Genomic DNA, 11,020 nt, shown 5'->3' with positions numbered 1-11,020 from the left:
AGTCAGCAAACTATCTATGATACTTTTTATAATACAAGAGATTGGCAGAAGCTACGAGAGCAGGCAATAGAACGAGACAATAAAGAATGTCTTTGGTGCAAGCAAGAAGGACGACTGACAACGTCAAGACTTGAGGTTGACCATATTAAAGAAGTAAAGGATTATCCGCAATTTGCTTATGATTTGGACAACTTGCGGACTCTTTGTAAAGATTGTCACAACAAGCGTCATGGACGCTATCAAAGGAAATCTAAAAGCTTCGATGATGAGCTTTTCAGTTGGTAACTTGTCAATTTTGTAAAGTAAAAATATAAAAAGCGAACGACATACCCCCCTACCAAATAAACGTGCGTTTTTATCCAAAAACCGTAAACCGTCGGATGCTCAACTAACCAAAAATGTGCGCTATTTTTACATATTAGGGGGGTGTTTTTGGAAAAAATCCGAACAAAATTCTGTAAAGTATATAGGAAGTGAAAAAAATATGGCTAAAACAAAAAAACAGATAAAAATGGAGAAATTAAAGCGAGAATTGGGACTTTTAATTGACGAAGATAATGAGATTGAGGTTGAAAAGGTTGATAGATATTTGAACTTGGTTAGTATTTTTTATGATCTTGATAAGTCGATTAAAGATAAAGGTGTAATGGTTGAGACGGTGAATGCTAATCAAACTTTTTTGAAAGAAAATCCTGCGGTTACTGCTAAGACCAAAGTTAATGCTTCTTTGCTTAAGCTTGATGTATTCTTTGATAAGAAGCGAGAGGAGTATGAAGCGAAGATGGCTAAGAGCAATGAAATTGATGAGGAAGACTTTACATGATTCAACGATATGTGGATGCATATATCGAGGATTATAACACTGGTCGTATAGAGCTCAATCAGGAGAGGATTGAGCTTTTTGAATACTTAGAACGTGAGATAGTTCCTCGGTTAGAAAGTGGAGAGATTTATTTCAATGAAAAGCAGATAGATGATTGTGTTGGGTACATTGAGCGGTGGTTCTTTCCGTTGGAGCTGTTTCAGAAGTTTCTGATACCATTTATCTTTTTGTATTTTAAGAAGAATAATCTTATTGTCTATCGTAAGTTTCTTTATATGATGGCTCGTGGTGCTGGGAAGAATGGTTTGATTTCTGGTGTTGCGAGTTTTCTTTTGACACCCATGCATGGGGTGAAAAATTATAATATTTCTATCATTGCTAATAGTGAAGACCAAGCAAAGACAAGTTTTCATGAAATTTATACAGTCATAGAGGAAAATGCGAAGTTAGAGCGATTATTCTATAAGACGAAGTCCGAGATTTTGAGCAGGCAGACGAAAAGTATTATTAAATTTCGGACGTCTAATGGGAATACGAAAGACGGTTTGCGAGATGGTGCGGTTATTTTTGATGAGATTCATCAGTATGAAAGTAATCGAGATGTGCGGGTTCATTTGTCCGGGCTTGGTAAGGTTATCAATCCGAGAGAGTTCTATATTGGGACAGATGGATATGTTCGTGAAGGTTTCATTGACAAGCAAAAAGAAAAGGCAAAAGCTGTTTTAAAAGGGCGTGCTCGTTGGAATTCTATATTCCCTTTTATTTGTAAGTTGGATAGTGTGGAACAGGTGGACGACAAGACGAAGTGGCAATTGGCAAATCCAATGTTTCATGAGCCGATGAGCGATTATGCGGCTAATTTGTTTGAAACGGTGTTAGAACAATACGAGGATTTGCAAGATGATCCCTCTAACCGTGAGGAATTTTTGACGAAGCGGATGAATCTGCCAGTCACAGATACGGAGCGGAGTGTTGCTACGTATGAGGAACTAGTGGCAACGAAGGAGTGGAAAGAGCCTTATGAGGGTCAACGTTGTATTGGTGGATTTGACTTTGCTTCTACTAGGGACTTTGCTGCAGTTGGTTTGTTGTTTAAGAGTGATGAGAAATATGTGTGGAAGACACATTCTTTTGTGCGCAAGGGATTTGTGGATGCGATTTATGGCTATTCAAAGCCAAAGGACACAATCAATGGCAAGCGACAGTTTGCTCCTATTCGTCTATGGGAGGAAAAGGGCTGGTTGACGGTTGTTGATACACCGACAATCGACCCACATGTGATTGTTAATTGGTTTGTGGAGCAACGGGATTTGTATGCTTTTGATATTGATACGATCCTTGGAGACTATTTCCGAATGGATTTGTTACGTCCTATCTTTTTAGAAGCAGGTTTTGAGCAGGTGGTTAGTGAACGTGATAGGGAGCGTGTACCGTCAGGCTATCGTTTGGAGGTTGTGAGGAATCCTCGTGCGATAGATAGTTTACTAGCTCCTAGAATAGAGAATGCTTTTGCTGGTCATAAAATCCTATTTGGTGAAAATGACATGATGCGTTGGTACACCAACAACGTGCTTAGAAAATTAAAATCTGATGGGAATGTTGAATATTTGAAGAAAGAAGATGTCCGAAGAAAGACAGATGGTTTTAAAGCTTTTGAGTGTGCTATGTATCGGGCTGATGAGCTGAATGAGCCTAGTTATGATTTTGAGGACTTTTACGATGATGTAATGGATTGGTACGAGGTGGAATAAAGTGCGGAAATTTTGACGTTTTTATCTTGTATAATAAAGTTATCAATGGGGTAAGGACAGGCTAGTTAGCTCTCCTGCTGAAACGGTAATATCTTTTGACTAAGCATGATGGTTCGATTCCATCAACCCCTATATGAGTTCCTGGGCGAACGTGGCCATCTCTCGTTATCGTCAAAAATAAAGCCTAATCAATGTCAAGATGGTGAGCACATTTTAAAAACTTTACACAAGACAGGTTGCGTGTAACAATTTTGCTAGATGAGGTTCAGGCAAAGTGGCAGACTTTTGGTGTAGTGGTAACACGGCGGGGTGATAAGCCCGATGACGCAGGTTCGATTCCTGCAGGGTCTATTGGCAATCTATGGTGGTAGATTGCCGGCCTTTCTAAATTTTTCATTCTTCTAGATGGTGGGAGTGCTTTTGTGCTCCCGTTTTTATTTTTTTCAAGAGTGGAAATTTTGACGTTTTTTTATTTTAAAATAGTATTGTGGACATAGAGAGGCAGAAATGCTTCTCTTTTTATTACCGCTGGAAAGGAGGAAACTATGGGGGTACTTGATTATATTTTTAATCGCGGGAAGCAACGTTTGTCCTATGATTTTGATGATATTTTTAAAGATGTGCAACAGAATTCAATGAAATCTATAGCACTTGAAACCTGTGCGAATTATATTGCTAGGACTTTTTCTAAATCTTCTTTTGTTTTCTTTTGTGATGAAACAAAGAAACGGGATATTTGGGATTATCGAATCAATCATAAGGCTAATCCTAATCAGACGGCAGCTGAATTTTGGTCGGAATTTGTAAAATCTCTCATCAAGAATGGTGAAGTGCTAGCGTATATCAATAATAGACAAGAAATGTTTGTGGTTGATAGTTATGTACAGAAGTATTCGCTTACTGGTGATGTTTTCAATATATCCACTATCCAGAATGTGCCTGTATCTATCACAGCTCATTATGATGAGGTGTTATTTATTCGGGTTGAGAATGATAATCTGGAAGCATTCATCAATGATTTGTGGAATGATTATGGTTCTGTTTTGGGGCGGTTATTTCAAAATCAAAAAACTGCTAATCAACTGCGTTTTCACATGGAACTCCCTCGTGATAAGATTCGTGAGCGTGCTCGTGACTTAGCAAATCAGGCTTCTGATAAGTCAGAGAATACTAAAGAGTCCGTGTCAGAGAAAAAGGAAAGTTTTTTAGCTACTATAACTAAAAAGCTAGAGAATGATAGCGTTGTGCCTATTTTGCTACCGAAGGATGCAAAATATGAGGAATATCGTTCTCAAACGTCAATAAAAGTTTCTTATGTTGAAGATATTGCGAAGATGAAGCAGCAGTATATCAATGATGTTGCGGATATTCTTGGTATACCGAATGGGCTGATTCACGGGGATTTGGCGGATAACCAGAAAAACTACGACACATATATCGCTACGGTGATTGAGCCGTTGGCACAGAAAATCGTTTCAGCAATGAACTACATTATCTTTAATCGTAGAGAGCTTCAAAAAGGCAATAAAGTCCAAATGGTCGGTTTTAAAAACTATGACCTTTTTTCTTTGTCTTCTAACATCGACAAGCTGGTTAGCTCTGGTTCATTTACACGAAATGAAATCCGACGTGAGCTTGGTTATGACCCAGTAGAAGGTGGGGATGTCTTCTTGCTGACGAAAAACTATATGGAGTTAGGCTCCATAGGAAAGGAGAAAGATGAAAAGACTTGATATTAACGGAGTTGTCATTAACGATGACGACAAATGGTTTTATGATTGGACTGAGCAGAGTGCGGTATCTCCAAAGGATGTAAAAGATTTTCTGGCTAAGACTGATGGTAAGGAAGCTATTCAAGTTGCGATTAACTCACAGGGCGGCTCTGTCTTTGCTGGTAGTGAGATTTATACGCTGCTTAAATCTTATCAGGGAAATGTTGAAGTCGTGGTTACAGGGCTTGCAGCAAGTATCGCTAGCATTATCATGATGGCAGGAGATACTATCAAGATGTCACCGATTGCACAAGTGATGATTCACAATGCAAGTATGTATGCACAAGGAGATTATCGTGACTTGGCACATGCGAGCGAGGTGAGCGAAAATACTTCTATCTCACTTGCGGATTTATACCAGCAAAAAACGGGTAAATCTACAGATGAAGTAAGGGAATTGATGGACAAGGAAACCTTTTTCACAGCGCAGCGAGCTCTTGAAATTGGCTTGGTAGACGAAGTTCTCTTTGCAGAATCTGCTCCAGACTTAGCAGCTTCTTTCGGCGGTATCGTATCTCATGCGAAGCTAGTGGAGCTAAAAGCAAATATGGAGCAAGACAATCAATTGAATCTCTTATTGACTCGCTTTGATCGTATGGAGATGCAGTTGAATGAGTTGCAGAAGTCTCAGAAAGAGCAACAACAGACTGAAAAACCAGCCGTGCATGATGTATTGGCTGATTATTTATTTTAAAGAAAGGAAATGTAAATGACAATTAACATTACTAAATTGCCTCGTTATCAGGAGGCTGTAACAAAATTTACTGAAGCAGTAACAAACGGAGCGGAAGCTGAGCAACGCAATGAGCTATACGCTGATGCTATGAGCATCATGGGAGAAGAACTATTAGAAGTCGTTTCAGACGCTAGCAAAAAGGAAGCGGAAGAGCTGTTTAATAGCTTCCAAAAGAATCCTAAATTGACTGCAAACGAAATCAAGTTCTTTAATGAAATCAATAAAGAAGTTGGTTCAAAGAATGGTATCTTAATTCCAGAAGAAACTTACAATCAAGTGTTTGATGAGTTGACTACAGAACATCCGCTGCTATCTATTATCAACTTTAAAAATGCAGGTATGCGCCTAAAAGCTCTGACTGTAAAAAGTGAAACTGGTACTGCAGTTTGGGGAAATGTACATGGAGAAATTTCAGGTCAACTGGATGCGATTTTCCAAGAAACAGCATTCGAGCAAAACAAACTGACTGCCCTTGTCGTTATTCCAAAAGATGCATTGAAATTTGGTGCAACATGGCTGAAACAGTTTGTCATGGAACAAATCAAGGAAGCTATGTCAGTAGCTCTTGAAACAGCTATCGTAAAAGGTAACGGGGACAAACAACCTATTGGATTGATCAAAGACTTAGCAAAAGGGACTGTTCAGAGTGAAAAAGTTGTCTACAATACTGACAAAACAGCTCTAGCTAGTCTTGCCACATTAGATCCAACCAACGCTCCTAAACTACTTGCCCCAGTCATGAAAGCTTTGTCTATTTCAAATAAAGGGAATCGTCTAAACATTGCGGGGCAAACTTATCTTTTAGTAAACCCAGCGGATTATTACGATTTGGTAGCTAAGTTCACTTCTATGAATTTGAACGGTGTTTATACAACTACTTTGCCATTTGGTGTTCAATTAGCAGAATCAAAAGCGGTAGATACAGGCAAGGCGATTGCTTTTGTAGCAAACCGTTATGATGCTTATATTGGTGGCGGTGTAGCAATTGAAGAGTTTGATCAAACATTAGCTATTGAAGATATGCAGCTTGTAACTGCTAAATCTTACTGGTACGGTAAAGCGAAAGATAATCATACTGCTGCATTGTTGACACTAGCTGGTGGTTAAGAAAGGAGTAGCTTATGGAAGTTAAGGTTTTAAAGCCTTTTGAGGATTTGAACAAAAATGTACTTCGTCAAGTTGGTGAAGTTATTACAGTCAACAAAGAGCGCTTTGCTGAATTGGAAGCTCGTCTTCCGGGATTTGTAGAAGAAGTGGGCGCTTCTGATATTCAAAACGAGGAGTAGAAGAAAATGGCTATTGATACAACAAAGTTTGTTGATGAGCAGTTAGCTGCTTTTAAGGAGCGTATGCGAATTACGAGCACTGATGAAGATGATAATCTAAAAAAGATGCTTTCTTCTAGTATCGTAGCCGTTGCTTTACTGGTCGGAGCGGATGAAATTGATGATATGCTGGTTGAGCTGGCTTTTGAGCGAGCTCGCTATGTGTATCACGATGCCCTTGATGAATTTCAAACAAACTATGCGAATGAAATTGAGCTACAAGCAATGGTTCATTCTCTAAAGGAGGCGGAACATGCTAGGAAAAAAGACGATTAAACATGAGACAGTAGACAACGGAAAGTTGAATACAATGGTTGTCTTTTACAATGCGAAGCCTAGAGGGCGTTTACCTAGTGATAAGCAGGAATTGAAAAAACTTTTCACTGCATGGGCGGAGGTTTATAATCCATCTTTAAAGGATATTGAAATCATGAGAGGAAAAGGGATAAAAAGAGCGGTAACGATTGTTATTCGTAATCCGCTGTCATCTTATCGTCCGAAGAATAATCACATAGTAGAAATTAAACATGTTGATTATAAAGATGAGAGGTGGAATGTTGAGGATATTCGCCCTAAGCCAGACTATATTACTTTACTTTTGAAAGGAGAGGTCAATGGAGACTTGGGGAATTAGTGTTGAGGGAGTGGATGAGGTTATTCGCACTCTTAATCAAAAACTCGGAAAAACTCGACGTGACCGCATATCTCGTGAAGCAATCAATTATGCTGCAGAGGAAGCAGAAAAAGACTTAAAGGAAGTTACGACTAGCTTTCAACGTACAGGACGAACAACGGAACAGACGACGCATTCCAAGGCTCGGAAGATTGGGGGAGAGATTTTTCAATCCAAGGTTGGTTGGGGCGAGGGTTCTCGTTGGCGTCTGGAACACTTAAATGAGTTTGGTTATACTCGTTGGGGTAAGACATATGTACCACGAGGATTTGGGAAATTGCGGCAATATGCTGAAGCGCAACAAGCTCCATTTACCAAACACATGGTAGAAAAGATGAAGGAGTTGGCTGAATGAAAAGCATGCTTGATACATTAGCGGATAAGCTGGCAGAAGTGCCAGCTTTATCTAATATTGCTATTCACTATTTCCAACGTCCTGAAAGCTTGTCAGAAAGTGATAGTAGCATTGTTTTGATACCTCTTGCTCCTCCTCAGCAAGAGACATTTGGTAGTGATAATTTCTTACAGAAGCGGTTTAGCTATCAGGTGAATGTTGAAAGTAGTGACTACTACGAAACAAAGCGAATAGCTCATGAGGTTGAGAAAGTATTCTTGGAAGCGGCCTTTTATCAAAATACAGGCGGCTTAGATGAATATTTTGAAGAAACAAAGCGTTATGTAGACGCAAGAACATACAGAGGTTTTAGCTCTGTATATGACATTGAATATTGAAAGGAAAATTAAATATGACATTAGTTGGTTTTAAACGTGCCACAATTCGTGTGCTTGATGGTCAAGCCGCAACAGCAGGAACAAATTTATTTGTTGTTGAAGGGAAGAAAGGAGAAGGTGCAACTCAAACAGCTGACGTTACGGGTCTATCCTCTACTCCTATTAAAGTTTTTGGATCAAATATTGCTTATTACGTAGCTAACAAGGGCGTAGGCGATGTGAAAGCAGAACTCACACTTCTTGACATCCTTGAGAAAGTAAACGACATTCTACTGGGATACAAAGTAAAAGACAAGCTAACCTATATTGGTGAAGAGTCTGAACCGCCATACTGTTCACTTCTCTTAGAATCTGAAACACTAGCTGGCGAAAAAGCCTACTTCGGATTCTTGCAAGGACAGTTCTCCCGTGATGCCGTCAACATGAAGACCAAAAAAGGAACACAAGAAGAACCAGATGGGGATAAATACGAATTTACATCTGTTGCTTCAGACGATGAAGATACAAAAGGAAATTACGTTGTTAAGTATATTGGTAAAGAAGAAGAAACTATCAAGAAACTGAAACAACAAATGAAAATTGCAGAATAGAAAGAAACGGGTTTTCCCGTTTCTCTTATTTTTTGAAACTCGAAAGGATTTCTAATGACAAAATTACGTTTGGAATTAAAAAAGAAAAATGGCGATGTGGTAGTTTATGAACAGGACAAAGTACCAGCTAGTCGTGTGTTGGATTTTTGGGATATACAAGAAAAGTTAGAAGCTGGTGATACTAGCTATACTCCAAAAGACTATCTGTTAGATCGCATTGATTTTTGTGCTTCGTTGTTTAGTGCCAAAGCAGTTACTCAAAAAGCGATTTTAGAGGGGCTGAATGCTTGGGAGCTTGAAGAAACGATTGACGATATTATCTTGACTGCGGTGGGGGTCAAAAAAGAAGCAGACCCAAAGCTGATGGAATTAGTGCAACAGAAGCCCGAAAGCGTTTCTTAAGTCTTGTAAGGGACTTGGTAGCTAGTAATAATGGCTTTACTATCAATGACATTATGGAAACGGATTATGTGACTTTGTTTAATGTTCTTAATGCCGAAGAATTAAAACAAGATAAAGAAGAAATCATGTCATTGGAAGACTTTATCAATATGACTGGAGGTGATTGATATAGCTACGCCAATAGGAAATATGGTCGTGCATTTGGGGCTGGATAATAGCGGATTTGCCAGAAAACTGACAGAGTCAAGTAACAGTCTCAAATCTTTTAAAAGAAGTATTGGGCTAATGGAAAAACAGCTTAATACAAATAATGCTCTTATCAAATATGCGAATGGCGGGGCTGCAGCATTTAAGGCTTATGGCGCTAAGGCAAATACTTTAAATGGTCTTATCCAGCAACAATCACTTTTTCAAGCGAAATTAGCTAATGACTTTGAGCGAAGCAAGACAGCGACAGGCGCACTAACTGACCAATCTTATAGATTGGCAGCGCAGTATCAAGACGGACAAACGAAGCTGGCAACTTACCGTGGTGAGTTAGCACAGACTGTGCGAGAGCAATATTCGCAATATAGTCTTACCGCTCGACTGGGACAAGGCTTGACAAAGATAAGTCAAGGGCTAGGAAGAATAAGTTCTGCGACGAGAGGGATGACAACAGCTCTGGGAGCAGGTTTTGCACAAGCAACGAGAAGTGCTGTTTCGTTTGAAAATGGGATGAAGACGATTCAAGCACTTATTAGCGATGATATTCCTGCAAACAAAATGACCTCTACGATGGATCAGTTGAGTAATGCTGTCAAAAAATATGCTACTGAATATGGTATATCTACTGGCGATGTCATTGAAGGGATGACTGAAATGATTCGTCGTGGTTATGATGTCAATCAAACTATGGCAGCTATGCCACATGTACTAGAAGCCAGTAAAGCATCCGGTGAAGGTTTTGGGACGGTCATGCATGCAACGACTGCTATCTTAGAGCAATTTAATTTGAAAGCGGAAGATACGCAGCGTGTTACGGACAGTTTGACTTTCGTAGCCAATAAAACAGCTTCGGACTTTTCAAGTCTTGGTGTGGCAATGGAATATGTCGGGCCTATGGCGGCTACTGCTGGAATCTCTCTTGAAGAGACGGCGTCAGCTATTGGCTTGTTATCTCAACGTGGTATTGAGGGCGAAAAAGCGGGTACTAACTTGCGTAATATCTTGACAGCTCTTGTAAAACCAACCAAATCGCAAGCTGTAGCGTTTGAAAAAATGGGAATCTCTCTCGAGGAATTCCGAGCTGGCAATCTTTCTCTGGCAGATGTTTTGGATCTTGCACGAGTGAATACCGAGGGCTTGACAGGTGCGCAAAAGGCCGCGCTTTATTCGCAAGCTGTCGGAAAAACCGGGCAAGCTGGTTTTAATGCTCTGATAGCTCAAGGCGGAGATGCTCTGAGACGTCTCACACAAGAAACTAATAATGCTAAGGGAGCTACTAAACGGATGTCCGACCAGATGATGGAATCATCTGAAAATCAACTTAAGAAAGCCCAAGCAGAATTAGAAGTTCTTGGAATTGAGATTGGTTCAAAGCTCTTGCCAAATATTAACAATCTTTTAAAAGAAGGGGTAAAAGTCATAGATTGGTTTAAAGACCTATCTCCTGCTACACAGGACATGATTTTAAAGTTTGCTTTGGGAGCGGCTGCTATCAGTCCCTTCACTGGGGCGCTTAGCCTTCTTACTGGCGTGACGGGCAAGACCTTATCAGGTATAGCTAGCATGGCAGGGAAAGTAAAAAGTATAAAGGCTCTATTAAATGTTTCGAGAGAAGCAACTGGAGCGGCGCAAGGTATCGCTCTGTTGGGAGAAAGTGCAACAGGAGCGACAGGAGCTGTCGGTGGTCTTGCTGGTAAGGCGGGGCTATTGGGCGCTTTATTTACCCCGACTGGTGCTCTTGTAGCTGGTGGTGTGCTTGCTGCTGCAGTAATTGGTTACTTTGCCCAGAAAGCTATTGATGCTAGAAATCGAGCTGAGGAATGGGGTACTGCTGTTAATTCTACCCAAGCTAATGAGCTACAAGGCTTTAAGAATAAGGTGGACGAAACCAACCATGCAATGACTGAATTTGGTTCTGGTGCTGTCAAAGACATTGAGAATGTCAAAAAGGCCTTTAAGGGATTGACCGATGAAATCACAAAACTTGCTGATAAGGACTTGGCAAAAAA

15 protein-coding genes and 1 tRNA gene are annotated in these 11,020 nt (G+C 40.0%); all 16 read left to right on the top strand.

All coding sequences use genetic code 11. The features are described from left to right. Window positions 1–12 precede the first annotated feature (12 nt). A complete protein-coding gene (locus HMPREF2887_RS05625; RefSeq protein ID WP_084740950.1) occupies window positions 13–285 on the top strand; it encodes an HNH endonuclease in 273 nt (90 codons plus the stop codon). A gap of 199 nt (window positions 286–484) precedes the next feature. Further along, window positions 485–823 (top strand): P27 family phage terminase small subunit, encoded by a 339-nt coding sequence (locus HMPREF2887_RS05620; RefSeq protein WP_148131495.1) that lies wholly within the window; start codon window positions 485–487, stop codon window positions 821–823. Beyond that, the gene (locus HMPREF2887_RS05615; protein WP_084740810.1) at window positions 820–2,574 is read left to right on the top strand and encodes a terminase large subunit domain-containing protein; all 1,755 of its coding nucleotides are present in this window, start codon (window positions 820–822) and stop codon (window positions 2,572–2,574) included. The genes HMPREF2887_RS05620 and HMPREF2887_RS05615 overlap by 4 nt, the downstream gene beginning before the upstream one ends. Before the next feature lie 279 nt (window positions 2,575–2,853). Then, window positions 2,854–2,925: transfer RNA gene (locus tag HMPREF2887_RS05610), tRNA-Ile, on the top strand. Window positions 2,926–3,119: 194 nt separating this feature from the next. Further along, a complete protein-coding gene (locus HMPREF2887_RS05605) occupies window positions 3,120–4,307 on the top strand; it encodes a phage portal protein (RefSeq protein ID WP_084740807.1) in 1,188 nt (395 codons plus the stop codon). Continuing rightward, window positions 4,294–5,040 carry a head maturation protease, ClpP-related gene (locus tag HMPREF2887_RS05600; protein ID WP_084740804.1) on the top strand — a complete coding sequence of 249 codons (747 nt, stop codon included), beginning with the start codon at window positions 4,294–4,296 and terminating at the stop codon, window positions 5,038–5,040. Before HMPREF2887_RS05605 ends, HMPREF2887_RS05600 begins: the two co-directional genes overlap by 14 nt. A gap of 15 nt (window positions 5,041–5,055) precedes the next feature. After that, complete coding sequence (locus HMPREF2887_RS05595) at window positions 5,056–6,189, top strand: phage major capsid protein (protein ID WP_084740801.1); 1,134 nt, start codon at window positions 5,056–5,058, stop codon at window positions 6,187–6,189. A gap of 14 nt (window positions 6,190–6,203) precedes the next feature. Continuing rightward, on the top strand, window positions 6,204–6,368 hold the full coding sequence (locus HMPREF2887_RS10255; protein ID WP_180363047.1) for a hypothetical protein: 165 nt from the start codon (window positions 6,204–6,206) through the stop codon (window positions 6,366–6,368). 6 nt (window positions 6,369–6,374) lie between these two features. Then, window positions 6,375–6,683: a hypothetical protein gene (locus HMPREF2887_RS05590; protein ID WP_084740798.1), complete on the top strand. Its 309-nt coding sequence runs from the start codon at window positions 6,375–6,377 to the stop codon at window positions 6,681–6,683. Continuing rightward, complete coding sequence (locus HMPREF2887_RS05585; RefSeq protein WP_084740795.1) at window positions 6,661–7,041, top strand: hypothetical protein; 381 nt, start codon at window positions 6,661–6,663, stop codon at window positions 7,039–7,041. Before HMPREF2887_RS05590 ends, HMPREF2887_RS05585 begins: the two co-directional genes overlap by 23 nt. After that, the gene (locus tag HMPREF2887_RS05580) at window positions 7,022–7,435 is read left to right on the top strand and encodes a hypothetical protein (protein WP_070241861.1); all 414 of its coding nucleotides are present in this window, start codon (window positions 7,022–7,024) and stop codon (window positions 7,433–7,435) included. Before HMPREF2887_RS05585 ends, HMPREF2887_RS05580 begins: the two co-directional genes overlap by 20 nt. Continuing rightward, the gene (locus HMPREF2887_RS05575) at window positions 7,432–7,812 is read left to right on the top strand and encodes a hypothetical protein (protein WP_070836454.1); all 381 of its coding nucleotides are present in this window, start codon (window positions 7,432–7,434) and stop codon (window positions 7,810–7,812) included. Before HMPREF2887_RS05580 ends, HMPREF2887_RS05575 begins: the two co-directional genes overlap by 4 nt. Before the next feature lie 14 nt (window positions 7,813–7,826). Next, window positions 7,827–8,402 carry a major tail protein gene (locus HMPREF2887_RS05570; protein ID WP_070836453.1) on the top strand — a complete coding sequence of 192 codons (576 nt, stop codon included), beginning with the start codon at window positions 7,827–7,829 and terminating at the stop codon, window positions 8,400–8,402. 54 nt (window positions 8,403–8,456) lie between these two features. After that, window positions 8,457–8,804 carry a phage tail assembly chaperone G gene (gene gpG, locus HMPREF2887_RS05565; RefSeq protein WP_084740793.1) on the top strand — a complete coding sequence of 116 codons (348 nt, stop codon included), beginning with the start codon at window positions 8,457–8,459 and terminating at the stop codon, window positions 8,802–8,804. Window positions 8,805–8,818: 14 nt separating this feature from the next. Next, a complete protein-coding gene (locus HMPREF2887_RS10125) occupies window positions 8,819–8,971 on the top strand; it encodes a hypothetical protein (protein ID WP_224785203.1) in 153 nt (50 codons plus the stop codon). 118 nt (window positions 8,972–9,089) lie between these two features. Next, on the top strand, window positions 9,090–11,020 hold a 1,931-nt coding region (locus HMPREF2887_RS05560), incomplete at its 3' end, for a phage tail tape measure protein (RefSeq protein WP_222564027.1).

The sequence above is a fragment of the Streptococcus sp. HMSC071H03 genome (assembly GCF_001813035.1).
In the GTDB taxonomy this organism is placed as follows: Bacteria; Bacillota; Bacilli; order Lactobacillales; family Streptococcaceae; genus Streptococcus; species Streptococcus anginosus.
The sequence above is the reverse complement of the archived record's forward strand: the minus strand, read 5'-3'. Positions and strand labels throughout refer to the sequence as shown.